Raw genomic sequence first — 24,827 nt, 5'->3', positions numbered from 1 at the left:
CAGCATCCGGAGACCGTCAGACCTGCCCGTCGACTGGCGATGTCCGACATCAGCGATGGGGGTTTTCAGGGCGATAGCGTTGTCTGCATGGCGACGACTATCTATAGTTAACAGCACCGTTACAGGCATACTTGTCTGTGGTTAATCAGAAAATACGTCGATTCTGCTGACACTGCCGGGAAGTTAAGTGACAATTTTTATCAGGACAAAAAACAAATTTTGCCGTCGCGGCGTCATGTTCTGCCGCATGTTGGGACTCGGAAGTCTGCTGCTGATGGCGGCGCCGGCGCTTGCCGCATCGAACGTGCGCCTGCAGCTCACCGGGCTGGAGGGCGAACTGCAGAAAAATGTACGTGCCCGTCTTTCCACCATCACGCCAGATGAAGTCAACGCCGATGGCCGTTTCCGCGCCCGGGTCGATGAAGCGATCCGCAAAGGGTTGCGCGCGCTGGGTTACTACGACCCTGAGATCCGCTTTGAGTTTATCCCGGCGCAGGGGCGCGGCCGTCCGGTGCTGAAGGTGACCGTCAAGCCGGGGGAACCGGTGAAAATCGCCGGCTCCAGCATTGCCATTCGCGGCGGCGCGCAGAGTGATGAAGACTATCAAAAACTGGTGAGACAGCATCGTCCCGCCGAAGGCAGTATCCTCAATCACGGCGCTTACGATGATTTCAAAAGCGAACTCGGCACCCTGTCGATGCGAAAGGGGTACTTTGACGGCCGCTTCAATAAAAGCCAACTGGGCGTGATGCCGTCCACCCATCAGGCCTGGTGGGATATTGACTACGACAGCGGCACGCGTTATCGCTTCGGCAAGGTCAACTTTCGCGGTTCCCAGATCCAGTCGGCTTATCTGCACAATCTGGTGCCGTTTCAGGAGGGCGATGTTTACTCTGCGGAACAGTTGGGGGAGTTTAACCGACGTCTGTCCGCTACCGGCTGGTTCAATTCGGTGGTGGTGGCGCCCGATTTCGAACAGGGCCGCCAGAGTAAAGTGCTGCCGCTGGATGCGGTGCTGACGCCGCGCACCCGCAACAGCGTGGAAACCGGTGTCGGCTACGCCACCGATGTCGGGCCGCGGCTGAAAACCACCTGGAAAAGACCCTGGGTCAATTCTTACGGCCACAGCCTGGAAAGCAGCCTGAGTTTGTCCGCGCCGGAGCAGCAACTGGATCTGAGCTACAAGATTCCGCTGCTGAAAAGTCCGCTGGAGCAATACTATCTGATGCAGGGCGGTTTCAAGCGCGAAGATCTCAATGACACCCAGTCCGACTCGACGTCGCTCAACCTGGCGCGTTACTGGGAGCTGTCCAGCGGCTGGCAGCGGGCGGTCAACCTGCGCTGGACGCTGGATCACTTTACCCAGGCCAACGTCACCAATACCACCATGCTGATATACCCCGGTCTCAGCTTTAACCGTACCCGGCAGCGGGGCGGGCTGATGCCCGACTGGGGCGATACCCAGCGCTATTCGGTGGATGTCTCCAATACCCTGTGGGGCTCGGATATCGATTTTGCGGTGTTTCAGGCCCAGAACGTCTGGATCCGATCGCTGGCGGAAAAACACCGCTTCGTGGCGCGCGCCAATCTGGGCTGGATTGAAACCGGCAGCTTCTCCCGCGTACCGCCGTCGCTGCGTTTCTTCGCCGGCGGCGATCGCAGCATTCGCGGCTATAAATACAAGTCCGTTTCTCCGCGCGACAGCGACGGCAAACTCACCGGGGCCTCAAAACTGGCAACCGGTTCGCTGGAATACCAGTACAACGTCACCGGGAAATGGTGGGGCGCGGTCTTTGTGGACAGCGGCGAGGCCGTCAACGATCTGGCGCGCACCAACCTCAAGACCGGTGCCGGCATCGGCGTGCGTTGGGCGTCGCCGGTGGGGCCGATCAAATTCGATATCGCCCGGCCGATTGGGGATGACGACAAACACGGATTGCAGTTTTATATCGGGCTGGGGCCGGAGCTATGAGCAGGATGAAAAAAGCCGGAATTGGCCTGATGGCTGGCGTACTGGCGTTGTTGCTGGCGGTGGTGTTGCTGGTGACCACGACGCCGGGGTTGCATCTGTTACTCAGCGCCGCCGTGCGCTGGGTGCCGGGGCTGGAGATAGGGCAGGTCGAGGGCGGCTGGCGCGATTTGACGCTGAAAGCGGTACGCTATCAAATGCCCGGCGTGACCGTGCAGACGGACAATTTGCATCTGGCGCTGGCGCCGGATTGCCTGTGGCGCAGCCAACTGTGTCTGGACGACCTGTCGTTGCAAAATCTGACGGTGGCGATCAATACCAGCGATATGCCGCCTGCTGAACCCGAGCCGGTGACGCAGGCGGCGCCGGTGACCGAAATCAGCGCGCCGGTGGCAGTGCTGCTGCGCCGTGTAAACCTGAGCAACAGCCGTATTATTGTCGATGGCGCCGATGTGTCGCTGTCGTTGCTGCAAACCGGACTGAACTGGCAGGGGCGGTCGCTGACGCTGCTGCCGACGCAGGTATCGGGCCTCACCGTGGCGCTGCCTGCCGCCCCGAAAACGCCGACCACGCCGCCGGCGACTGCGGGTAAACCGCAACCGCTGGGCGAGACGCTGCGCACCCTGTTTGCCGCACCGCTGTTGCCGGCGATGCCTGAATTTACGCTGCCGCTGGATATCACCATCGCCGATTTGCGCGGCGAGTCGTGGCAGATTCTGGGCGGCCAGCCGGTGACCCTTTCCCGTTTTCAGTTGCAGGCCGCCACCCGGCAGCAAACACTGACGTTGCAACAGCTGACGGTACAGTCGCCGCAAGGCGCGCTGTACGCCCACGGCGAGGCCCGGCTGGCCGGCGACTGGCCGGTAACGCTCAACGTTAACGGCATTCTGAACCGCGACCCGCTCAAAGGCGAACGGCTGCGACTGACGGCCGAAGGCAGCCTGCGCCAGCAGTTGCGGCTGGCGATGAACTTGTCCGGCCCGCAGCGGGCGCAACTGGATATCCAAACCGCGCTGGCCGAGCCGGGACTGCCTTTGAATATCAGCCTGCACAGCCCGCAACTGCGCTGGCCGCTGACCGGCGACGCCCTATATCAGTTCAACGACGTACAACTGAGCATCGGCGGCAAAGCCACCGATTACTCGTTGGCCCTGCGGGGCGATATTCGCGGCCGCGAGTTACCGCCCGGCACGTTGACGCTGGAGGGCAACGGCAGTGAGCAGCAGTTCGCGCTGACGCGATTGCGGCTGGCCGCGTTGCAGGGCACGGCGGATATCACCGGTCAGTTGGACTGGCGCGATGCAATCAGCTGGAACAGCAACCTGACCCTGAAAGGCATCAATACCGCACAGCAATGGCCGGAGTGGCCGGCGCGGCTGGAAGGATCGTTGACCACCCGCGGCAGTCTGGCGGGCGAGACGTGGCAACTGGACGTGCCGCAGCTGGCGCTGGACGGGCAGGTACGGCAGAACAAGGTGATGGTCAAAGGGGCGCTGAGCGGCAACGCCGGCGGCCAGTGGTCGATTCCAGGCGTGACGCTGGCGTTGGGGCGTAACCAACTGACGCTGCAGGGTGAGCTAAGCGACCAGTGGCGGCTGAACGGCGATATCAACGCGCCGTCGCTCAACGGGATTCTGCCGGGTCTGGGCGGGCAGGTGATGGGGAAATTGCGACTGAGCGGCAAACGCGACGCGCCGCAGTTGCAGACGGAAATCAATGCCACGGCGCTGCGCTGGCAGGAACTAAGCCTTGGCAAACTGACACTCAATGGCGATGTGCAGTCGGATAAACAGGTGCACGGCACGCTGACATTGCAGCTACAGCAACTGGCGCAGGGCGACCTGCGTCTGGCGTCCCTGAATGTGCGCGCTACCGGCGACGAAAACCAACACCAGTTGCGGTTGACCATGAACGGTGAGCCGATAGGCGGTCAGTTGTTGTTGAGCGGTCATTTCGACCGTGCGCAGCAGCGCTGGCAGGGGGAACTCAGCGATACGCGCTTTGAAACCCCGGTCGGCGAGTGGCGGCTGGCGCCGGCGATGTCGCTGGTTTATCAGGCGGCGGCGCAGAAAGTCACGGTAGGAGCGCATTGCTGGCGTAACCCGGATGCCGAACTGTGTGTGCCGCAGCCGATCGAGGCGGGCGCCAGCGGCAAGGCGAGCGTCAATCTGAACCGGTTTAATCTGGCGATGCTGAAACCCTTTATCGGCCAGCAGACGGCGGTCAACGGCACGATTACCGGCAACGCTCAGGTTAGCTGGCAGGCAAACGGCGGTCTGCCGGAAGCCCACGTCGCGCTGGCCGGCAATGGCGTAACCGTGCGTCAGCAGGTGCAGGGCGGTACGCTGCCGGTGGTCTTTGATACGCTGACGCTGGAGGCCGGGTTGCAGCGAGGGCAGGCGCGGCTGGCATGGCTGATGGGGATTCAGGGCAATGGCCGTTTTCGGGGCGACGTACAGATTGCCGACCCGCAGCGACGCCGTAGCCTGAGCGGTACGGTGACGTTAAACGCGTTGTCGCTCGATCTGCTGCGGCCGATTCTGCGCCAGAACGAGAAGGCGGCCGGGGTCGTTAATGCCGATCTGCGGCTGGGGGGCGACCTGCAACGCCCGCAGGTGTTCGGGCAGATGACGCTGGATAATCTTGACGTGGACGGCAGTTGGATGCCGGTGGATTTGACCAGCGGGCGGCTGGCGCTGTTGTTCAACGGCATGTCGTCGACGTTGCAGGGCGTATTTCGCACCACGCAAGGGCAGATTAATTTGGCGGGGAACGCCGACTGGTCGGTGCCTGAAGCCTGGCGGGCGCGCATCGCCGTCAACGGCGACCGCATGCGGGTGACGGTGCCGCCGATGGCGCGACTGGATGTGTCGCCGGATATTGTGTTCGAGGCGACGCCGCAGTTGCTGACGCTCAACGGCACGGTGACGATCCCCTGGGCGCGAATCGTAGTGCATGACATGCCGGCCAGCGCGGTGGATGTGTCGTCGGATGAGGTTATTCTGGATGAACGGCGACGCCCGATGCCGACCGCCGCCAGTTCGATTCCGATTGCCAGCAACCTGATCGTGCGGGTGGGCGATGATGTCTGGCTCGACGCCTATGGCCTGCGCGCCCGGCTGAGCGGCGATTTGAAAGTCACGCAGGACACGCAGGGGCTGGGCCTGAACGGCCAGATTTCGATGCCGGAAGGGCGTTTCAAGGCGTATGGTCAGGATCTGCAGGTGCGCAAGGGACAGTTGCTGTTCTCCGGCCCGCCGACGCTGCCGGTGCTGAATATCGAGGCGATCCGCAATCCGGACAATACCGCAGACAGCGTGACGGTTGGCGTGCGGGTAACTGGCACGGCCACCGCGCCTAAGCTGGAAGTGTTCTCCGACCCGACCTTATCTCAGGAAGAGGCCTTGTCCTACCTGTTGCGCGGCCAGGGACTGAACAGCAGCGGAACGGATAGTTCGATGATGACATCGGCCCTGATCGGTTTGGGGGTTGCACAAAGTGGTCAAGTTGTGGGTAAAATCGGCGAGGCCTTTGGCGTAAGCAATTTAGCTCTGGATACACAGGGGGTTGGCGACAAATCGCAGGTGGTTGTCAGCGGTTACGTCCTTCCGGGCCTACAGGTCAAGTATGGTGTCGGCCTGTTCGATTCATTGGCAACGTTAACCTTACGTTACCGTTTAATGCCAAAACTATATCTGGAAGCGGTGTCTGGTGTGAATCAGGCGCTTGATGTGCTCTATCAGTTCGAGTTTTAGCAATGCGAATTATTGTCTACGGCAGTTTACGGCGCAAACAGGGAAACAGTCATTGGATGACCAACGCTCAGTGGTTAGGGGATCATCAGCTTGAAGGGTATGAGCTGTACGATCTGGGACACTACCCGGCGGCGGTTGCAGGCAAAGGAGAGATTTACTGCGAAGTGTACCGCATCAGTTCGTCTATTCTGACCGAATTGGATGAACTGAAGCGGGGAGACGGCGTTTACCAGCGTGAGCTTATCGCCACGCCTTTCGGCAGCGCCTGGATCTACCTGTATCAGCGCCCGGTTACCGGTCTGCGCCGCATCGCCAGCGGCGACTGGTTGAAGCGTAACGAAGAGCAGTAAAAAAAACACCGCCTCGGCGGTGTTTTTGTTTCTGGCATTGCCGGTTCGCGCGTGCTGCAACCGGCAGAATAGCCTTATTTATTTTTGGCGCGTTCGAAAGACGTCAGGATTTCAGCTTTCGCGGCGGCGGCGTCGGCCCAGCCGTCCACTTTCACCCACTTGCCTTTTTCCAGGTCTTTATAGTGCTCGAAGAAATGGCCGATCTGGGCGCGCAGCAGCTCCGGCAGGTCGTTCACGTCTTTGATGTGATCGTACTCTTTGCTCAGTTTGGTGTGCGGTACCGCCACCACTTTAGCGTCTTCGCCGGATTCGTCGGTCATTTTCAGTACGCCAACCGGACGGCAGCGGATCACTGAACCCGGCTGCAGCGGATACGGGGTCGGCACCAGAACGTCAACCGGGTCGCCGTCCAGAGACAGCGTGTTGTTGACGTAGCCGTAGTTGCACGGATAGAACATGGCGGTAGACATAAAGCGGTCTACGAACAGGGCGCCGGTTTCCTTGTCCACTTCGTACTTGATCGGATCAGAGTTGGCAGGGATTTCGATCACTACATAGATATCTTCCGGAAGGTCTTTGCCCGCCGGTACCGTATTCAAACTCATGTCGGTTTCCTTCTTCTTCAAACCAGAATGGAGTGGCGCTCATTATAGCCAACTGATGGCGAAAGTCGTGATTTTTTAGGCTGGGCGCATTGCGTCTGTTTGCCGGTTGCCGTATCGGATTCCCATAAGCCTAATCAATGGAAATTAAATAATTAATCTAATTAAAGAACAACGGCAGGATTCCGATAAACGTGGATCCTGAATCGTGTCACCCGGCGTGTTCCGCGATGCACCGGCATGGTGCGTCGTACTGGACTACGCCATCTTATTTATTTGCTGCTTTTTATTATTTTGAATCACAAGGGAGAGTACGGATGCTAAAGAACATTACGGTCAAGCATGGCCTGCTGGCGCTGGTGGGCATCATGCTGGTGCTGCTGGCGATTGTCGTTGGAATCGGCACCAGCGCGATCAGCCAGGGGAACCGCTCGCTACTGTCTATCGATAAAATTCAGGGGAAAGAACTGAGTGCGCTGTCGTCAAGCTATACCGCCACGTTGCGTGCCCGCACCGCTGCGGCTCAGGCAGTCAGGCTGTATGAAATCGGTTTGATCGACAAGGCGAAGGAAACCGTGGGGCGCGTGGAAAATTATGCCGAGGCGTCGCGCCGGGAGATGGCGCGGTTTCTGGCGTATGGCACCGTGACCAAACGCGGCGCCGAAATGGCCGAGCATGTCAAAGTCGCGTATGAAGCCTACGATCGTCAGGGCATGACGCCGATGATCGCCGCGCTGAAGAAAGACAATCTGGATGACTATTATTCTCTGATGCAGGATACCCTGCCGGCGCTCAGCATCGGCATGGATACTTCTATTGCCGATTTCCGCGATTTTGCGCTGCAGGTGGGAGAAACTATGTTGCAGCAGGCGGACGAACTGGCTTATGGCCGCCTGTGGTCGATGGGGGTGGTATTTGCGGTGGCGCTGTTGCTGGCGGTGCTGGCATGGTGGGCGATCCGTCAGGTGGTTTTGCGCCCGCTGGACGGCGCGGTACGGCAGCTTGAAGTGATTGCGCAAGGCGATTTGTCGCGCACCATTGAAGACGGCGGCAACAACGAAATCGGCCGGCTGATCCGGGCGATGAAATCCATGCAGCACTCCCTCGCCGTGGCGGTGGGGCGCGTGCGCGACGCCGGCAGTCAGATTGATATCGGCACCAGCGAGCTGGCGTCCGGCAACAGTCATCTGGCGGAGCGTACCGAAGAGTCCGCCGCGTCGCTGGAACAAACCGCCGCCAGCATGGAACAGCTGGCTTCCACCGTGAAGCTGAACGCCGATAGCGCCGATCAGGCTTATCTGCTGGCGCAGCGGGTATCCGATACCGCCACGAAAGGCAGCCAGGCCGTTGATCAGATGCTGGACAAAATGCAGCTGATCTCCGCTACGGCGGCACGGGTGGCCGACATTCTGACGATGATCGACGGCATCGCTTTCCAGACCAATATTCTGGCGCTGAATGCGGCGGTGGAAGCGGCGCGCGCCGGCGAGCAGGGCCGCGGTTTCGCCGTGGTGGCGGGCGAGGTGCGTAGTCTGGCGCAGCGCAGCGCTCAGTCGGCCAGAGAGATCAAGGTGCTGATGCAGGATTCGCAAACGCAGGTCAACGAAGGCGCCGAAATCGCCCGCGTCGCCGGCGAAACCATGAGTGACGTGGCGTCGTCGGTGTCGCAGGTGACCACCCTGATGCGTGAAATTTCCACCGCGACCCGTGAACAGAGCAATGGCATTGAGCAGGTAAACCTGGCGGTGTCGCAGATGGATTCGGTGGCGCAGCAGAACGCATCGCTGGTAGAAGAGTCGGCGGCGGCGACCCGCTCGCTGGAAGAGCAGGCGCGCGAACTGGCGGCCAGCATGGCTCAGTTCCGGCTGGAACAGCAAGCTCTGGCAGCGTTAGGACGTTACTGATTAAAACCGGGAAGACTACCTCTAACCTGATAAAAAACGAAGCGGCCAATTAAGGCCGCTTTTTTTACGCTCAGGATTCGTCGTGTTTATCTGGCGTATCGTCCGCCGAATGGTGTTTGCGACGCAGCTTTTTCCAGATCTTGCTTTCCTGACCGCGCCACAGCCGCTGGATGTTATCGTGATGCCGCATCAGGATCAGGCAGGAGAGCATGGCTACCGGAAAGGTGAACTGGGGCTTGAACCACCAGACGTAGAACGGCGCGATCAGCGCACTGATAATCGCCCCCAGCGAGGAATAGCCGCTCAGCAGCACGGTCAGGAGCCAGGTGCCGGTCATCAGGCCGGTCAGATCCCAACCGATAGGCGCGATGGCGCCAAACGCGGTAGCGACCCCTTTGCCGCCGTGGAAGCGAAAAAAAATCGGGTAAATATGGCCCAGACAGGCGGCGATGGCCGTCAGGCCGAGATACAGCGGCGAACTGCCCAGCGCGTAAGCGCCCCACACCGGCAGCATGCCTTTAAGAACGTCAAAAACCAGTACGGCGGCGGCAGCGGTTTTACCGCCGATGCGTAGCACATTGGTGGCGCCAGGGTTGCCGGAACCGTGTTCGCGCGGATCGGGCAAACCGGCGATGCGACAAATCAGAATCGCACTGGAGATCGAGCCACACAGATACGCGACGATAATCATTCCGGGCGCGATAACACTCATAAACGGCTTCCGTCCAATAAAGGTCGTTTTAAGTTCAGCATCTGTGGATAATACGCACTTTCTGCCGGAAGTGGTATCCGGCGGCGGCAAAAACAGGGGATGACGTGATGGATATCGTGTTTATTGAAGAACTGAGCGTAATCACCACCATCGGTGTTTATGACTGGGAACAGACCATCCAGCAGAAGTTGATGTTCGATATCGAAATGGCCTGGGATAACCGCCCGGCCGCCGCCAGCGACGACGTAGCCGATTGCCTGAGCTATGCCGATGTCAGCGAGGCGGTGATTGAACTGGTCGCCGGCGGGCGATTTGCGCTGGTGGAGCGGGTGGCTGAAGAGGTGGCGGCCACACTGATGCAGCGCTTCGGCATTCCCTGGCTGCGGCTGAAGGTCAGCAAGCCCGGCGCGGTAGCGCAGGCGCGCAGCGTGGGCGTGGTGATTGAACGCGGCGTCCGTCCGTCAGCATGAATCGGTTGGCGATCATTTCGGCGCAAACACAGACCCTTCTTAAGGTAATCAAAAGATAATATCTCTATTTTAAGTTGGTCCCCAAAGCGTGGGACATCTTCGATGTGCTTTATACGTTGCGGCTTGCTGACGGCAAGGCCGCTTTTTTATGTGGCAGGTAGGGAGTTAACGGTCGATGGCGGATCTGCATTCGTTGCTGGTGGCGTTCATTCTTGGGGTGGTGGAAGGGCTCACCGAATTTCTGCCGGTGTCATCCACCGGGCATATGATCATTGTCGGTCACTGGCTGGGGTTCGAGGGCGACACCGCCAAGACCTTTGAAGTCATCATCCAGTTGGGGTCGATCCTGGCGGTGGTAGTGGTGTTCTGGCGGAGAATGTTCGGTTTGATCGGCATTCATTTCGGGCAACCGCCGCAGCATGAAGGGCGCGGCAAAGGCCATCTGACGCTGGCGCACATCGTGCTGGCGATGATCCCCGCCGTGGTATTGGGGCTGGTGTTGCATGACTTCATCAAGTCGCTGTTCAATCCGGTTACCGTGACTTACGCGCTGGTGGTCGGGGGCGTGCTGTTGCTGCTGGCGGAGTGGTTTAAACCGAAAAAAGCGAAGGCGGAAGGGCTGGATGACATCAGCTATCTTCAGGCGTTCCTGATTGGCTGTTTTCAGTGTCTGGCGCTGTGGCCGGGGTTCTCGCGTTCCGGCGCGACCATTTCCGGCGGGATGTTGGTCGGGGTCAATCGCTACGCGGCGTCCGAATTCTCCTTTATTCTTGCGGTGCCGATTATGCTGGGCGCGAGCGGGCTGGATTTGTATAAAAGCTGGCATTTCCTGTCGCTGTCCGACCTGCCGATGTTCGCTACCGGTTTCTTGACCGCGTTTGTGGTGGCGATGATCGCCATTAAGACTTTCCTGCAGTTGATTAAGCGCATCTCTTTCGTGCCGTTCGCCATTTATCGCTTCATCGTGGCGGCAGTGGTGTGGCTGGTGCTGATGTGATGCCGCCGGGATGCGCCGATGCATCCCGACGATGACGATAATGGTTATGTGCTTATGATGACGGCCCGGCAGCTTCGGCGCGCCGGGCTTTCCATTGTTCCAACGCGGCGCAGCGACGGCGCTGCAGCTCTTCCCTGATCGCGGCATGCTGGAATCCGGCCGCCACCACTTCCGCGCTGGTTATACTGCTGGCGGCAGCAAAGGCTTCACGCAGATAGTCTCCCTGCGGATAGGGCTGTTGCTCCAGTCCGGCCCGCCCGCGTGCGTCCGCCTCGCTGGCGAGGAGCAACTGTTCCAGACGCTGGGGTTTGCGCCAGACATCGATGGCATCAAACAGCTTCAGCAGGGTTTTGGGCTGCAGTATCTGCACGGTGTGGACCACATCATGGTATTCGGCCACCAGACAGGCCAGATCGCGCAGCGCGTTAGGCACCCGCAATCGCTGGCACAAGGCCTCCACCAGCGGCACGCCGGCCGGGCCGTGACCATGATGGCGCGGCCACAGTTCCGGCGGCGTCAATCCTTTACCGAGATCGTGACACAGGGTGGCGAAGCGGATATCAAGCGCCGGGCTGAGGCGGGCGGCCATCGCCAGACTCATCATCACGTGGATGCCGGTGTCGATTTCCGGATGCCATTGGGCGGGAGCCGGCACGCCGTAAAGACTGTCGACTTCGGGGAACAGCACCGCCAGCGCGCCGCAGTCGCGCAGCACCTGAAAATAGACCTGCGGATCCTGAGTGGCGAGGGCTTTTTCCGTTTCTTTCCACACCCGTTCCGGCGTCAGGAAATCCAGCTCGCCGTTGCGGGTCATCGTCTGCATCAGGTTCAGGGTTTCTTCGGCAATCAGAAAACCGAGGTGGGCATAACGGGCGGCGAAGCGCGCGACCCGCAGCACCCGCAGCGGATCTTCGCTGAAGGCGCCGGATACATGGCGCAGGAGCCGATTTTGCAAATCACGCTGACCGTCGTAAGGGTCAATCAACCGCCCGTCTTCATCCTGCGCGATGGCGTTGATGGTCAGATCGCGCCGTTGCAGATCCTCTTCCAGCGTGATGTCCGGCGTGGCCTGGCAGGTAAACCCGGTATACCCATTGCCGGATTTGCGCTCGGTACGCGCCAGCGCATACTCCTCTTTGCTCTCCGGGTGCAGGAAAACCGGAAAATCCCGCCCGACCTGCTGGTAGCCTTGCTGCAACAGCATTTCCGGCGTAGCGCCGACCACTACCCAATCGCGTTCGGTGACCGGCCTGCCCAACAGGCCATCGCGCACTGCGCCCCCTACAAGGTAAATCTTCAAACCCGGCTCCCGATGTTAGGCTGTGTCGATAATTGAAATAATAACCAACCGTAACCGAAATGATAGTTAACGATAATTTCGGTTATTGTTGATTAACATCCTCTCGAACACAACGGGGCGTCCGTGCGGCTGGCGAGCCGGTGTTCAGGTGTTACCCCATCCAACGGTCGTTCTTTTTGCGTCTGGGCAACAGGTGCGGCAACAGCAGCCCCAACACCAAACCACCGCCCGCCACGCCTCCGCCGTACATAAACCACTGCATGATCAGCGTGCGCTGCTTGTCGTCCAATTGCAGGTTGGCTACCTCAAGTTTTTTCTGCGCCACTTCCAACTGGGTTTTCAGCGCCTGATTTTCTTTTTGCAAAGAGGAAAGGGTACCGTCACTGGCGGCGACTTTCTGGCGCAGGTCGACGGTGCGCTGGTTCCAGTCCTGATCGACGCTGTTAAGTCTGTCCGTCAGGGTTTTGACCTGATTTTCCAGTTCTGGCACCCGGGTTTTCAGGCTGGGCGTCTGGCTGAGCTGGTCAAGTTGAATCCAACTGGTGCGGCCTTTTTCGTCACGAATCTGTGCGTAACCGGCACCGTCGTTGGCGCTGATGAGCGTCACGGCTTCACCGGCATTCAACGTGCCGACGATACGATACTGGTTGCCCGGACCGCTGCGGGTGTAGGTGACAAGTTCATCGGAGATGTAGCGTTTTTCTTCCGCATGCAGGCCCAATGTGGTGGACAGGCCCAGGATCGCGGCAAGGAACAAGGGTAATTTATTCATCATATTCAATATATTAAGTTCATTGAGATTCTGCGGTTAGCGCGCCCAGTCTGACGATGCCGCCGGCAAACCTGAATGGGAACAGTCTTACTCTTGGTTTTGTAAACTTGGTTTTGTAAATCAGTGCGTTGGTTAATTCGTGATGAGGACTCAAGCATAGCCAAAATTCGGCGATGGCGAAAACCGGTTGCATACGCCTTGTGAGAACGCTCGCAGGGCGTTTGCGACGCCATGCCGCAAAAGTGGCAACCTGAGATAAAATGTTATTTACTGGCGACATTTCCGCAATATCCGGTAGTGCAAGACTATGAGCGAAGAGATCGAGTTAAAATTTATCATTCACCCCGATGCGGTGGAGACGGTCAAACAGGGCCTGAAAAACTGGCAGAGCGACGTGGGGCACAGCAACCATCTGCATACCCGTCAACTGGCGAATATTTATTACGAAACCGCCGACGCTTATCTGCGCCGGCATGGCATTGGGCTGCGTATCCGCGGTGAAAACGGCCGTTATGAGATGACGGTGAAGACCGCGGGGAAAGTGGTGGGCGGATTACATCAACATCCGGAATACAACGTGGATCTGCCCGGGCCGCAACTGGATATTCGTCTGCTGCCTGCGGAGATTTGGCCGGAGGATTGCGATATCGATGCGCTGGCTCTGGCGTTGCAGCCGCTGTTCAGCACCGATTTTCAGCGGGAAGCCTGGGTGGTGTCCCACCATCAGAGCCTGATTGAGATCGCCATTGATCAGGGCGAGGTCAGCGCCGGCGAATTCGTCGAACCGCTGTGCGAACTGGAACTGGAGCTGAAAAACGGTCGCACCGCGGATTTGCTGGCGTTCGCCAGCGAACTGGCCGACATCGGCGGCTTACGGCAAGGGAGCCTGAGCAAAGCCGCCCGCGGCTATCATCTGGCGAAAGGCAATCCGGCCCTGCCGCGCAGCGAGCTGGGTTTTCTGCCGGTGGAGCCGAAAATGACGCTCGATCAGGGCATTGCCGCCGGACTGGAATATGCGTTCAGTCACTGGCAATACCATGAGGAACTGTGGGCGCGCGGCGATAGTGCGGCGCGCCAGGCATTGCTGGAAGCCGGTGCGATGATGCGGGAACTGCTGGTGCTGGTCGGGGGCGTGGTGCCGCGTAAGATAACCTCGGAATTCCGTGCGGCGTTGACCCATCTTGAAGAGGGGATCGAGCGTACGGAAACGGCGGGTACGCTCTGCTACAGCGCCGATTACCTGAAGGGCAAACTGATTCTGACCTCGTGGCTGGTAAAACACGGCTGGCGCGGCTACATGGACAACCGTGAGCTGATGCGGTTGCAGAGTTCCTGGAAGCGCTTTGCCGATATCATGATGAGCCGCGGGCTGGCTGAACTGAAAGCCGTATTCAGCCATGCGCTGGATGCGTTGCATTACGCCCAGCAATTGCCGCGCTTGCAGCGAGGCGTGTACGCCTTTTTGCTGCTGGGCGGCTCTTATCCGCCGGAGGAGGCCCACCGCTATCTGCAGCCGTGGCGTGAGCTGATGCAACTGATTGAAGCGCTGTCCGCCGGCCAGAGTATACCCAGCGAACTGGAGCACTGCCGCAAGCAGGCGCTCGAACAGCCGCCGTTCTGGCTGCACAGCGGCCAGTAATCCGCCTGTCGCGCTTCGGGGTTATCGCTTTTCCTGCACCGGCAAGGCGGATAACCCCGGTTCAACATTTTATTGAAGCTGCCTGACGGGGCAGCTGTGCAAGGATATCGCCATGACCTGTCATCCCGCATCGTTGTTTCCGCTGTCTGAACCACTGACCGAACAGGCGCGCCATGAGGCGGAACGTCTGTTGACTTCCGATCCGACGCCGCTGGCCGATGAGGCGATGGCGGTACTGATTTGCAGCGAGTTCGTTAGCGACGCGCTGGCGCGCTATCCGGAGTGGCGGCAGGAGATGGTGCGGCAGCCGCCCCAGCCGGAAGAGTGGCGGCAGTATGCGGACTGGCTATCGCAGACATTGAGCGGCGTCAGCGATGAGGCGGCGTTAATGCAGGCGTTGCGCCTGTTCCGCCGCCGCATTCTGACGCGCATCGCCTGGGGGCAATGGCTGCAGCTCAGCACCACCGTGCAGACATTGCAGCAACTGAGCGTCCTGGCGGAAGCGCTGATCGTCGCCGCCCGCCAGTGGTTGTATGACGCCTGCTGCCGCGAGTGGGGCACGCCGTGCAATGCGGCGGGCGAGCCCCAGCCATTGCTGATTCTGGGCATGGGCAAACTCGGCGGCGGCGAGCTGAATTTTTCCTCGGATATCGACCTGATTTTCGCCTATCCGGAAAACGGCCAGACCCGCGGCGGACGCCGGGAGCTGGATAACGCCCAGTTCTTTACCCGCCTCGGCCAGCGGCTGATCAAAGCGCTGGACCAGCCGACCGTGGACGGCTTCGTTTACCGGGTGGACATGCGCCTGCGGCCGTTTGGCGACAGCGGCCCGCTGGTGATGAGCTTCGCCGCGCTGGAAGATTACTATCAGGAACAGGGGCGCGACTGGGAGCGGTATGCGATGGTCAAAGCCCGGCTGATGGGCGGCGATGACGACCATTACAGCCAGGAGTTGATCCGCATGTTGCGGCCGTTCGTGTTCCGCCGCTATATCGATTTCAGCGTGATTCAATCGCTGCGCAACATGAAGAGCATGATCGCCCGCGAAGTGCGGCGACGAGACCTGCGCAACAACATCAAGCTGGGAGCGGGCGGCATCCGTGAAGTGGAGTTCATCACCCAGGTGTTTCAACTGATTCGCGGCGGCCGCGAGCCCACGTTGCAGGGGCGTTCTCTGCTGCCGACGCTGACGCAGGTCGGCGAGCTGGGGCTGTTGACCCCGGCGCAGGCGGCTCAACTGCGCGAGGCTTATCTGTTTTTGCGTCGGCTGGAAAACCTGTTGCAATCAATCGCCGACGAACAAACGCAAACCCTGCCGGAAGACCCGCTTAATCAGGCGCGGCTGGCGTGGGGGATGCGCTGCGACGACTGGTTGCAACTGAGTGAACGCTTACATCAGCAGATGCATGCGGTGCGTGCGGTGTTCCATGAGCTGATTGGCGATGACGCGCCCGACAGCAGCGAAACCCCGGAACACAGCCATTACAGCAGCCTGTGGCAGGATGGCCTGGATAGTACCGACCTGGCGACGTTGGCGCCTGACCTGACCCCGGAGGTGTGCGAACGGCTGTTGGCGCGGGTGACGGATTTTCGCGCTGATTTATCCCGCCGTACCATCGGGCCGCGCGGTCGCGATGTGCTTGACCAACTGATGCCGGCGTTGCTGGCGCAGGCCTGCGGTCACGCCAACGCCGACGTCATCGTGGCGCGCCTGACGCCGCTGTTGCTGGGTATCGTCACCCGTACCACCTATCTGGAACTGTTGCTGGAGTCGCGCCCGGCGCTGACGCAGCTGATTCGTCTGTGCGCCGTGTCGCCGATGATAGCCAGCCAGCTGGCGCGTTATCCGTTGTTGCTGGATGAACTGCTGGACCCGGCTAGCTTGTACCAACCGACCGCGCTGAATGCGTACGCCGACGAATTGCGTCAATACCTGATGCGCGTGCCGGAAGAGGACGAAGAGCAGCAACTGGAAGCGTTGCGTCAGTTCAAGCAGGCGCAGCATCTGCGCATCGCGGCGGCGGATATTGTCGGCGCGCTGCCGGTCATGAAAGTGAGCGATCACTTAACTTATCTGGCGGAGGCGATCATCGCCGCCGTGGTACAGCAGGCGTGGAACCAGATGGTGGCGCGTTACGGCCAGCCTGCCCACCTGCACTCTCATTCCGGGCGCGGGTTCGCCGTGGTGGGGTACGGCAAGCTGGGCGGCTGGGAGTTGGGCTACAGTTCCGACCTTGATCTGGTGTTCCTGATCGATTGCCCGGATAACGTGGCGACCGATGGCGAACGCAGCATCGACGGCCGTCAGTTCTATTTGCGGCTGGCCCAGCGCGTGATGCACCTGTTCAGCACCCGCACCTCGTCCGGCATCTTGTATGAGGTCGACGCCCGTTTAAGGCCATCGGGAGCGGCGGGGATGCTGGTGAGCACCGTGGCGGCGTTCGAGGATTATCAGCGCAATGAAGCCTGGACCTGGGAACATCAGGCGCTGGTGCGCGCCCGGGTGGTGTATGGCGAACCCGCTATTCAGCAGCAGTTTGAGCAGATTCGCCAGCGGATTCTGTGCCGTGAGCGCGATGGCGATGCGCTGCGTACCGAAGTACGGGAAATGCGGGAAAAAATGCGTCAGCACCACGCCAGCAAAGACCCGGGGTTTGATATCAAGGCCGACGCCGGCGGCATCACCGATATTGAGTTCATCGCCCAGTATCTGGTGCTGCGTTACGCGGCGCAGGAGCCGCGGTTGACGCGCTGGTCTGATAACGTGCGCATTCTGGAACTGCTGGCCCGCCACGGCGTGATGGCGGAAGAAGAGGCTGACGCTTTACGGCTGGCTTACATCACCCTGCGCGATGAAATCCATCATCTGGCGTTGCAGGAACTGCCCGGCCGCGTTGGTCAGGATCGTTTCAGCGCCGAGCGGCGGCAGGTGCAACAGAGCTGGCAAAAGTGGCTGGAGTGAGACGCGCCGCGCAAAACGGCCCACCAGGGTGCTGTGGCTACCCGGTGAGTGTGGTAGTTGAGTGTGATGGTGTGGTAGTTGAATGTGATAGTATAGCGCGCGTTAAAAATGAACCTGTTTTTGGAGCCAGGGAATGAAAGTAACGCTACCTGATTTTCGCCACGCCGGTGTTCTGGTTGTGGGTGACGTAATGCTGGACCGCTACTGGTACGGCCCGACCAGCCGTATTTCGCCGGAAGCGCCGGTGCCGGTGGTCAAGGTGGATACCATCGAAGAACGTCCCGGCGGCGCGGCCAACGTGGCGATGAACATCGCCGCGCTGGGAGCGGGTTCGCGTCTGGTGGGGTTGACCGGCATCGATGATGCCGCCCGCGCCCTGAGCGCCAAACTGAACGAAGTTAACGTCAAATGCGACTTCGTTTCCGTTCCCACCCATCCGACCATCACCAAGCTGCGTGTGCTGTCGCGCAACCAGCAACTGATCCGCCTCGACTTTGAGGAAGGGTTCGACAGCGTCGATCCGCAGCCGATGATTGAACGCATCCAGCAGGCATTGCCGAAAATCGGCGCGCTGGTGCTGTCCGACTACGCCAAAGGGGCGCTGGTGCATGTACAGAGCATGATCCAGACCGCCAGAGCCGCCGGCGTGCCGGTGCTGATCGACCCGAAAGGCACCGATTTCAACCGTTATCGCGGTGCGACTCTGCTGACGCCGAACCTGTCTGAGTTCGAAGCGGTGGCTGGGCGCTGCAAAGATGAAAACGATCTGGTGGAACGCGGCGTGAAGCTGCTGGCGGAGCTGGATCTGTCTGCGCTGCTGGTCACCCGTTCCGAGCAGGGCATGACGTTGCTGCAACCGGGCAAAGCGCCGTTGCATCTGCCGACGCAGGCGCAGGAAGTGTATGACGTCACCGGCGCCGGCGATACCGTAATTGGCGTGCTGGCGGCGGCGCTGGCGGCGGGCAAACCGCTGGAGGAAGCCTGCTTCCTGGCCAACGCGGCGGCCGGCGTGGTGGTCGGCAAACTCGGCACCTCCACGGTAACGCCGATCGAGCTGGAAAACGCCATTCGCGGCCGTGCCGACACCGGCTTTGGCGTCATGACCGAAGCACAGCTGAAAGACGCGGTGGCGCTGGCGCGTCAGCGTGGCGAAACGGTGGTCATGACTAACGGGTGTTTCGATATTCTGCACGCCGGACACGTCTCCTATCTGGCTAATGCGCGCCGTCTGGGCGATCGCCTGATTGTGGCGGTGAACAGCGATGACTCCACCAAACGCCTGAAAGGGCCGAGCCGTCCGGTCAATCCGCTGACGCAGCGTATGATCGTGCTGGGCGCGCTGGAAGCCGTGGACTGGGTGGTGCCGTTTGAGGAAGACACGCCGCAACGCCTGATTAGCGAAGTCCTGCCGGATATTCTGGTGAAGGGCGGCGACTACAAGCCGGAAGACATCGCCGGCAGCAAGGAAGTATGGGCCAATGGCGGCGAGGTGCGGGTGCTGAACTTTGAAGACGGCTGCTCGACCACCAATATCATCAACACCATCAAAGCCAGAGACTGACGGGCGCGCTTATGTTGGAAAAAGAGTCGAAGCCTGCCGACGATATCTCCACCGTGTCGGTGCAGATTGAAGCGCTGCGCGCTCAACTGCGCTATCACGAGTACAAATATCATGTCGAGGATGCGCCGGAAATTCCCGACGCGGAATACGACAAGCTGATGAATGCGCTGAAAACGCTGGAGCAGGTGCATCCTGAACTTGTGACACCCGATTCGCCGACCCAGCGGGTCGGCGCTGCGCCGCTGGATGCGTTTGACACGATAGCGCATGAAGTGCCGATGCTGTCGCTGGATAACGTCTTCGACGAGACCAGTTTTCTGGCGTTCAGCAAACGTATCAATGACCGTCTGAAAAATGATGGCGAGTTGGCATTTTGCTGTGAACTGAAGCTCGACGGTCTGGCGGTCAGCCTGCTGTATGAAAACGGTCTGTTGGTGCGCGCGGCGACGCGCGGCGATGGCACCACCGGCGAGAATATTACCGCCAATATTCGCACCGTCGGCGCGATTCCGTTGCGTCTGCGCGGCGACAACATCCCGGAACGGCTGGAAGTGCGCGGCGAAGTGTTCATGAAACACAAGGGATTCGAAGCCCTGAATGAGGAAGCGCGCCGCACCGGCGGCAAGGTGTTCGCCAACCCGCGGAATGCCGCAGCCGGCTCGTTGCGTCAACTGGACCCGCGCATCACCGCTACCCGCCCGTTGACCTTTCTGTGCTATGGCGTTGGGATGGTGGAAGGCGGAACCCTGCCGGACACCCACTGGCAGCGGCTGATGCAGTTCCGGGACTGGGGGCTGCCGGTCAGCGATCGCATTCGCCTGTGTACTGGCAGCGATGCGGTGCTGGATTTCTACCGTCAGGTGGAACAGGAACGCGAGACGCTGGGGTTCGATATCGACGGCGTGGTGATTAAGGTCAACGAGCTGACGCTGCAGGAACGGCTGGGGTTTGTCGCTCGTGCGCCGCGCTGGGCGGTGGCGTTCAAGTTCCCGGCGCAGGAGCAGTTGACCTGGCTGCGCGACGTTGAATTTCAGGTCGGCCGTACCGGTGCGATTACGCCGGTGGCGCGGCTGGAGCCGGTCGCCGTCGCCGGGGTGGTGGTCAGCAACGCTACGCTGCACAATGCCGATGAAATCGAGCGTCTGGGGATTCAGATTGGCGACCGGGTTGCAGTAAGACGCGCCGGCGATGTGATCCCGCAGATTGTCAGCGTGGTGCTGTCCGAACGCCCGGCGGATGCCCGCCCGGTGGTGTTTCCTGAGCAGTGCCCGGTGTGCGGTTCAGAATTGGAGCGGGTAGACGGCGAAGTGGTGACCCGTTGCACCGGCGGCCTGTTCTGCGGCGCGCAGCGTAAAGAAGCGTTGAAGCACTTCGTTTCCCGTCGCGCGCTGGATGTGGAAGGGATGGGCGATAAGATTATCGACCAACTGGTGGAGAAAGAGTACGTCAAGACGCCGGCGGACCTGTTTCGCCTGAGCGCTGGTATTCTTACCGGACTTGACCGTATGGGGCCGAAATCGGCGCAGAATCTGGTGAATGCGCTGAATAAAGCCAAATCCACCACCTTTGCCCGTTTCCTGTATGCGTTGGGGATCCGCGATATCGGTGAGGCGACCGCCGCCAGTCTGGCGTCGCATTTCGGTACGCTGGAGGCATTGCAGTCCGCCGATCTGGAGGCGCTACAGCAGGTGCAGGACGTCGGCATCGTGGTGGCGACCCATGTGCGTAATTTTCTTGATGAAGCGCACAATCAACAGGTGATTCAGGACTTGATCAGCGAGAGTATTGGCATTCACTGGCCGGCCCCGGTAGTGGTGGATGTTGAGGCTTCGGATAGCCCGTTCGCCGGAAAAACCGTGGTGTTGACCGGCTCGCTGACGCTATTATCCCGTGACGAAGCCAAAGATCGCCTCACGGCGTTGGGGGCGAAGGTCAGCGGCAGCGTGTCGAAGAAAACCGATCTGGTGATCGCGGGCGAAGCGGCCGGTTCCAAGCTGACCAAAGCGCAGGAGCTGGGCATTGAGGTCATCGATGAAGCGGAAATGATGCGCCTGCTGGGGTGAGGGGAACATGGAAAAAGCGGATCTGCTGGCGATAGCCAATACGCCGATGCCTTTTGGCAAATACAAAGGCCGGATGCTGATCGACTTGCCGGAAGAGTATCTCCTCTGGTTCGCCCGCAAGGGCGAATTCCCGGCCGGGCGGTTAGGGGAGCTGATGCAGATTACGCTGGCGATCAAGATGGAAGGGTTGCAGGGGCTGGTTAAGCCGCTGCGCCGTCCCCAGCCCTGATACATTGTGGTTCGAATGGGTTGTGCTCTGGAACGTTATCCTCTGGGCAGGTTGTTATCAGATTGAGGTTGTCATGGCAGGAGTCCACCGCCGATGATCTCACCGCTTCGCTGTTCTCTGGCATATCTATTATTCACGCTGCCTGCCGTATCGAGTCCCCTGAAATAAAAAAGCACCATTAATCCTCTCGATAATGATGCTTTGTTCATGCCAGACAATAATCAGTCAGCTACAGGATTAGATGTAGATATTGATGCTGTTCTCATCCGTCGGCGCGTTGACGCCTTCCTGAGGTTTGGTCGATTGCACTGAGGACGACACATCAGACTGTTGGGACTGAGACTGCTGCGTTTTCTGCTGCTGCAACTGCTGAATCTGTGCCTGCAACTGCTGGATTTGCGCCTGAATCAGTACCTGCTGTTGTTTATAAACTTCCTGCTGATTTGCATCCTGGGTTGATGCCAGCTGTGTCGCCAGTTTTGTCGCCTGCTGAGTCAACTTTTGGATCTGTTGATTGAGCTGGGCGATCTGCTGATCAACGCTGGTACCGCTGCTGCCCGAGGATGCAGAGACGGCCGATGTTGCCGAGCCGATAGAGCTTGCCATAAATTCCTCCTGAAAATAGTCATAGTGGCTATGCCGTTATCGACATAGCCCAGCTGCATCCTTACTGGCTTTTCGCTTTCCTGACGATAAACATACAAATACATCAGGATAATAACATCCCGTCAGATGTAGGTATCGATTGTGCGATCGGATGAAAGCGGGTTGGTCTTTTCCTGTTTCTCGGTCTGCGAAGAGACAGCGTCAGTCGCTGATTGTGATTGCTGCTGCGCTTTCTGTTGCTGCAGTTGCTGAATCTGCTGCTGTAATTGCTGGATTTGCGCCTGGACCATTTTTTGTTGCTGCTGCAACAATTGGCGTTCTTCATCGCTCTTGGCTTCGAGCATTTTCGCCACAGTTTTACTCAGATCTTTGGTCAAGGTCTGAATCTGTTTGGTGAGTTGCATGATCTTTTGCTCAATGCCTGCAGTGCTGGTACCTGCTGATCCTGAGGCCGCTGATGTTGCTGAACCGACGGAACTTACCATACCTACCTCCTTTGCTTTCTGAGAAATAATCTACTTCCTAAGAATGATCACACCTGCGATATGGCTATCGGCACCGCTCTCTGGTGACTTTAGCGTCCTTTGTGCCGCTTCCCTAAAAAAGCAAAACCCGCTGTCTGGCAGCGGGCTTGGTTATTCGGTTTCACGCTCTTGACCAATCAAATGTAAATATCGATCGCATGTTCGGCAGACGGACGATTGACGCCTTCAACCGGCTTGACCAGCGGTTTGCTTTCCTGCGGCGGCGGCACTTGCTGAGTCTGCAACTGTGCGATTTGGCCTTGCATCACCACAATCTGAGCCTGCATCGACTGCTGCTGTCCGTTAATCGTGGTTTCCTGCTGCTTTTTAGTGCTCTCGCCCGATGTCTCGGCGGCTTTCAGGTTTTGCAGATTGCGATCGGAAACCTTCTGTTCAGTGTTGGTTTCGACGCTGGTGGATGCTGGCACCGGCATCACTGCAAACGCAGAGCTGGTAATTGGACTCAGCATACATCCTCCTGATTATGTCGTCTGGGCAGGGGACTGTCCCTGCTATCTTTATTATCGGCACCTGGCGCGATCTTATGAGTGATTATTAACCAAAAAGCGAATTCTATCTACCCTTTGTTCGGGGCGAGGCGTAAAGAATTGTATCTTTACGCCAACCATTATTTCCCGTAGACATTAATCGCATCGGTCAACCGCAGAGCCTGTCTGCTGAGGCAGGTGGCGAACTCGGCTGACTGATCGACCATGCCGGTATTGCCGGCGGTCATTTGCTCGATTTGGGCAATCGAGTCGTTGATCAGCGACAGCGCGGCGGTTTGTTCGCGGGTGGCGTTGCTGATCTCGCTGATCATGGTCGCGACCTGTTGCACGTCGTTGACGATGTCCTGAATATGCTGACCGGCTTTGTCCACCAGCGCGCTGCCGTTTTCAACGCTGGTCATGTTGGCGTCGATCAGCGTTTTGATTTCGCGGGCGGCAGACGCGGAATGTTGCGCCAGGCTGCGTACTTCCGCCGCCACGACGGCAAAGCCGCGTCCTTCCACACCGGCCCGCGCCGCTTCCACCGCGGCATTGAGCGCCAGAATGTTGGTCTGAAACGCGATGCTGTCGATGACGCCGATGATATCGACGATTTTGCGGCTGGCGTTCGAAATCGCCTCCATCATACCCACCGCTTCAGCCATGATATCGCCGCCTTTACCGGCGGACAGGCTGGCGTTTTGCGCCATATTGGTCGCCTGCGTGGCGGTGTCCGCGCTCTGTTGAACCGCGACGGTAATCTGCTCGATGGCTGCCGCTGTCTGTTGCAGATTGGCGGAGGTTTCCTCGGTACGCGCGCTCAGATCGCCGTTGCTGTCGGCCAGTTGCTGGCTGACGCTGTTGATGCCCGCGACCTGCGTGCCGACGTCGTCCACCAGTGAATGCAGGTTCAGCCCGAACTGATTGACCACCCGCAGCAGCAGGCCGATTTCATCCACCCGGTTGAGATGGATACTGTCCGCCCGACGGCCGGACACCACCTGTTGCGCCTGGCGCAGAATCAAACGCAGCGGATGCGCGATTTGCCGTTGCAGAAATCGATCGAGCGCTACCATCAATAGCAGGGTGGCGACCATCGACGTTGCGGCGCCGAAACCCAGTAAGATCAGCGCCAGCGGCACCAGACCGCCAAGCAGAACGGCCAACCGTAACCGCGAGCGCACCGATAGCCGCTGGAACAGGGACAGAACCGAGAACAGACCGGTCCGGACCACCAGCCCTTTATAAAACCGGATATGGCGGGCCTGCTTATTCTGTACCGCTTCGTACAAGGGTTCCGCAGCCTGAATTTCTTCCGCTTTGGGGGTATTGCGCACCGAAATATAACCGGCGAGCTGATTGTGGTGATAAACCGGCGTGACGTTGGCGCGTACCCAGTAATGATCGCCGTTCTTGCGACGGTTTTTGACCAGACCGGTCCAGCTGTCTCCCTGCTGCAGCGTGTACCACATGTCGGCGAAGGCTTCGATGGGCATATCCGGATGACGCACGATATTGTGCGCCGTTCCCATCAATTCGTCTTCATCAAAACCGCTGACGCGAATAAAGGCGGAATTGGCGTAAGTGATGTGGCTTTTAACATCCGTGGTCGACATTAATGTGGTGTTGTCATCCAACAGGTATTCCTGTTGTGTAATAGGTGCATTAACCCTCATTGGAAACCCCGATGCTGTGTATCAGTAATATATCGTGAGAATAGAAGGGCCGACGTGTGAGCACGGCCTGATTAATCACACGGGCTGAGAGGTGTGTTGAATAATCGTTTTTATTTTTTTAACGCAAAGTTAAAAGATGCGAAAAAAAGGGCGCTTTAAAATTCAAAGCATCCCTGCGTAAAGTTGTTCCATTTTTTTGTAAGGGGGAATTTATGCTTTGCGTCTTTGTGTTGTCAATCAAATCATTT

Annotated in this window: 19 protein-coding genes; 11 read left to right on the top strand and 8 right to left on the bottom strand. The window is 59.1% G+C overall.

Annotated elements, in window-relative coordinates:
• The first annotated feature begins 247 nt into the window (after positions 1 to 247).
• Genes tamA through CVE23_RS17890 form a run of 3 tightly spaced genes read left to right on the top strand, consistent with a single transcriptional unit; the run spans position 248 to position 6,074 of the window.
• On the top strand, positions 248 to 1,972 hold the full coding sequence (tamA, locus tag CVE23_RS17900) for an autotransporter assembly complex protein TamA (protein WP_225622607.1): 1,725 nt from the start codon (positions 248 to 250) through the stop codon (positions 1,970 to 1,972).
• Positions 1,969 to 5,724: an autotransporter assembly complex protein TamB gene (gene tamB, locus CVE23_RS17895; RefSeq protein ID WP_100850061.1), complete on the top strand. Its 3,756-nt coding sequence runs from the start codon at positions 1,969 to 1,971 to the stop codon at positions 5,722 to 5,724. The genes tamA and tamB overlap by 4 nt, the downstream gene beginning before the upstream one ends.
• Positions 5,725 to 5,726: 2 nt before the next feature.
• A complete protein-coding gene (locus CVE23_RS17890; protein ID WP_038920089.1) occupies positions 5,727 to 6,074 on the top strand; it encodes a gamma-glutamylcyclotransferase family protein in 348 nt (115 codons plus the stop codon).
• A 74-nt stretch (positions 6,075 to 6,148) separates the two neighbouring features.
• Here CVE23_RS17890 and ppa read toward each other — a convergent pair whose 3' ends face one another.
• A complete protein-coding gene (gene ppa, locus CVE23_RS17885) occupies positions 6,149 to 6,679 on the bottom strand; it encodes an inorganic diphosphatase (protein WP_038666134.1) in 531 nt (176 codons plus the stop codon).
• A gap of 314 nt (positions 6,680 to 6,993) precedes the next feature.
• Here ppa and CVE23_RS17880 point away from each other — a divergent pair, with 314 nt between their 5' ends.
• Positions 6,994 to 8,580 carry a methyl-accepting chemotaxis protein gene (locus CVE23_RS17880; RefSeq protein WP_038920087.1) on the top strand — a complete coding sequence of 529 codons (1,587 nt, stop codon included), beginning with the start codon at positions 6,994 to 6,996 and terminating at the stop codon, positions 8,578 to 8,580.
• Between the two features lie 70 nt (positions 8,581 to 8,650).
• Here CVE23_RS17880 and plsY read toward each other — a convergent pair whose 3' ends face one another.
• A complete protein-coding gene (gene plsY / locus CVE23_RS17875) occupies positions 8,651 to 9,292 on the bottom strand; it encodes a glycerol-3-phosphate 1-O-acyltransferase PlsY (protein ID WP_145958432.1) in 642 nt (213 codons plus the stop codon).
• Positions 9,293 to 9,399: 107 nt separating this feature from the next.
• On the opposite strand from plsY, the gene folB reads away from it, so the two are divergent.
• Both folB and bacA read left to right on the top strand, forming a co-directional pair.
• Complete coding sequence (folB, locus tag CVE23_RS17870) at positions 9,400 to 9,762, top strand: bifunctional dihydroneopterin aldolase/7,8-dihydroneopterin epimerase (protein WP_038666140.1); 363 nt, start codon at positions 9,400 to 9,402, stop codon at positions 9,760 to 9,762.
• 175 nt (positions 9,763 to 9,937) lie between these two features.
• Positions 9,938 to 10,759: an undecaprenyl-diphosphate phosphatase gene (gene bacA, locus CVE23_RS17865; RefSeq protein WP_038666142.1), complete on the top strand. Its 822-nt coding sequence runs from the start codon at positions 9,938 to 9,940 to the stop codon at positions 10,757 to 10,759.
• Between the two features lie 52 nt (positions 10,760 to 10,811).
• Here bacA and CVE23_RS17860 read toward each other — a convergent pair whose 3' ends face one another.
• Positions 10,812 to 12,059, bottom strand: a complete 1,248-nt coding sequence (locus CVE23_RS17860; RefSeq protein WP_038920086.1) for a multifunctional CCA addition/repair protein — start codon at positions 12,057 to 12,059, stop codon at positions 10,812 to 10,814.
• Between the two features lie 151 nt (positions 12,060 to 12,210).
• Positions 12,211 to 12,831, bottom strand: a complete 621-nt coding sequence (locus CVE23_RS17855) for a TIGR04211 family SH3 domain-containing protein (RefSeq protein ID WP_038921108.1) — start codon at positions 12,829 to 12,831, stop codon at positions 12,211 to 12,213.
• 307 nt (positions 12,832 to 13,138) lie between these two features.
• Here CVE23_RS17855 and CVE23_RS17850 point away from each other — a divergent pair, with 307 nt between their 5' ends.
• From CVE23_RS17850 to CVE23_RS17830, 5 genes are all read left to right on the top strand, one after another.
• A complete protein-coding gene (locus CVE23_RS17850; RefSeq protein ID WP_100850059.1) occupies positions 13,139 to 14,470 on the top strand; it encodes a CYTH domain-containing protein in 1,332 nt (443 codons plus the stop codon).
• A gap of 133 nt (positions 14,471 to 14,603) precedes the next feature.
• On the top strand, positions 14,604 to 17,432 hold the full coding sequence (gene glnE / locus CVE23_RS17845; protein WP_455424151.1) for a bifunctional [glutamate--ammonia ligase]-adenylyl-L-tyrosine phosphorylase/[glutamate--ammonia-ligase] adenylyltransferase: 2,829 nt from the start codon (positions 14,604 to 14,606) through the stop codon (positions 17,430 to 17,432).
• Positions 17,433 to 17,565: 133 nt separating this feature from the next.
• The gene (gene hldE, locus CVE23_RS17840; RefSeq protein ID WP_038920083.1) at positions 17,566 to 18,993 is read left to right on the top strand and encodes a bifunctional D-glycero-beta-D-manno-heptose-7-phosphate kinase/D-glycero-beta-D-manno-heptose 1-phosphate adenylyltransferase HldE; all 1,428 of its coding nucleotides are present in this window, start codon (positions 17,566 to 17,568) and stop codon (positions 18,991 to 18,993) included.
• Positions 18,994 to 19,004: 11 nt separating this feature from the next.
• Entirely contained in the window at positions 19,005 to 21,056 is a 2,052-nt protein-coding gene (gene ligA / locus CVE23_RS17835) for an NAD-dependent DNA ligase LigA (protein ID WP_100850057.1), read from the top strand.
• Positions 21,057 to 21,063: 7 nt separating this feature from the next.
• Entirely contained in the window at positions 21,064 to 21,285 is a 222-nt protein-coding gene (locus CVE23_RS17830) for a DUF3820 family protein (RefSeq protein WP_013319269.1), read from the top strand.
• Between the two features lie 237 nt (positions 21,286 to 21,522).
• Here CVE23_RS17830 and CVE23_RS17825 read toward each other — a convergent pair whose 3' ends face one another.
• The 4 genes from CVE23_RS17825 to CVE23_RS17810 all read right to left on the bottom strand — a co-directional run bounded on the left by CVE23_RS17825 (position 21,523) and on the right by CVE23_RS17810 (position 24,579).
• Positions 21,523 to 21,891 carry a FlxA-like family protein gene (locus CVE23_RS17825; protein WP_038920081.1) on the bottom strand — a complete coding sequence of 123 codons (369 nt, stop codon included), beginning with the start codon at positions 21,889 to 21,891 and terminating at the stop codon, positions 21,523 to 21,525.
• Between the two features lie 122 nt (positions 21,892 to 22,013).
• Positions 22,014 to 22,376 carry a FlxA-like family protein gene (locus CVE23_RS17820; protein ID WP_038920080.1) on the bottom strand — a complete coding sequence of 121 codons (363 nt, stop codon included), beginning with the start codon at positions 22,374 to 22,376 and terminating at the stop codon, positions 22,014 to 22,016.
• Between the two features lie 176 nt (positions 22,377 to 22,552).
• Positions 22,553 to 22,885, bottom strand: a complete 333-nt coding sequence (locus CVE23_RS17815; protein ID WP_022634696.1) for a FlxA-like family protein — start codon at positions 22,883 to 22,885, stop codon at positions 22,553 to 22,555.
• 158 nt (positions 22,886 to 23,043) lie between these two features.
• Positions 23,044 to 24,579, bottom strand: a complete 1,536-nt coding sequence (locus CVE23_RS17810) for a methyl-accepting chemotaxis protein (RefSeq protein WP_100850056.1) — start codon at positions 24,577 to 24,579, stop codon at positions 23,044 to 23,046.
• Between the last annotated feature and the right edge of the window lie 248 nt (positions 24,580 to 24,827).

It is taken from the genome of Dickeya fangzhongdai, assembly GCF_002812485.1.
Taxonomy (GTDB): Bacteria; Pseudomonadota; Gammaproteobacteria; order Enterobacterales; family Enterobacteriaceae; genus Dickeya; species Dickeya fangzhongdai.
The sequence above is the reverse complement of the archived record's forward strand: the minus strand, read 5'-3'. Positions and strand labels throughout refer to the sequence as shown.

What these genes read in the sequence shown, in the direction of transcription:
- CVE23_RS17830 (WP_013319269.1), top strand. Translation starts at nt 21,064, where the DNA reads ATGGAAAAAGCGGATCTGCTGGCGATAGCCAATACGCCGATGCCTTTT.
- CVE23_RS17890 (WP_038920089.1), top strand. Translation starts at nt 5,727, where the DNA reads ATGCGAATTATTGTCTACGGCAGTTTACGGCGCAAACAGGGAAACAGT.
- CVE23_RS17880 (WP_038920087.1), top strand. Translation starts at nt 6,994, where the DNA reads ATGCTAAAGAACATTACGGTCAAGCATGGCCTGCTGGCGCTGGTGGGC.
- tamB (WP_100850061.1), top strand. Translation starts at nt 1,969, where the DNA reads ATGAGCAGGATGAAAAAAGCCGGAATTGGCCTGATGGCTGGCGTACTG.
- CVE23_RS17810 (WP_100850056.1), bottom strand. Translation starts at nt 24,579, where the DNA reads ATGAGGGTTAATGCACCTATTACACAACAGGAATACCTGTTGGATGAC.
- CVE23_RS17815 (WP_022634696.1), bottom strand. Translation starts at nt 22,885, where the DNA reads ATGCTGAGTCCAATTACCAGCTCTGCGTTTGCAGTGATGCCGGTGCCA.
- tamA (WP_225622607.1), top strand. Translation starts at nt 248, where the DNA reads ATGTTGGGACTCGGAAGTCTGCTGCTGATGGCGGCGCCGGCGCTTGCC.
- bacA (WP_038666142.1), top strand. Translation starts at nt 9,938, where the DNA reads ATGGCGGATCTGCATTCGTTGCTGGTGGCGTTCATTCTTGGGGTGGTG.
- plsY (WP_145958432.1), bottom strand. Translation starts at nt 9,292, where the DNA reads ATGAGTGTTATCGCGCCCGGAATGATTATCGTCGCGTATCTGTGTGGC.
- CVE23_RS17855 (WP_038921108.1), bottom strand. Translation starts at nt 12,831, where the DNA reads ATGAATAAATTACCCTTGTTCCTTGCCGCGATCCTGGGCCTGTCCACC.
- hldE (WP_038920083.1), top strand. Translation starts at nt 17,566, where the DNA reads ATGAAAGTAACGCTACCTGATTTTCGCCACGCCGGTGTTCTGGTTGTG.
- folB (WP_038666140.1), top strand. Translation starts at nt 9,400, where the DNA reads ATGGATATCGTGTTTATTGAAGAACTGAGCGTAATCACCACCATCGGT.
- CVE23_RS17825 (WP_038920081.1), bottom strand. Translation starts at nt 21,891, where the DNA reads ATGGCAAGCTCTATCGGCTCGGCAACATCGGCCGTCTCTGCATCCTCG.
- CVE23_RS17820 (WP_038920080.1), bottom strand. Translation starts at nt 22,376, where the DNA reads ATGGTAAGTTCCGTCGGTTCAGCAACATCAGCGGCCTCAGGATCAGCA.
- CVE23_RS17850 (WP_100850059.1), top strand. Translation starts at nt 13,139, where the DNA reads ATGAGCGAAGAGATCGAGTTAAAATTTATCATTCACCCCGATGCGGTG.
- ligA (WP_100850057.1), top strand. Translation starts at nt 19,005, where the DNA reads ATGTTGGAAAAAGAGTCGAAGCCTGCCGACGATATCTCCACCGTGTCG.
- ppa (WP_038666134.1), bottom strand. Translation starts at nt 6,679, where the DNA reads ATGAGTTTGAATACGGTACCGGCGGGCAAAGACCTTCCGGAAGATATC.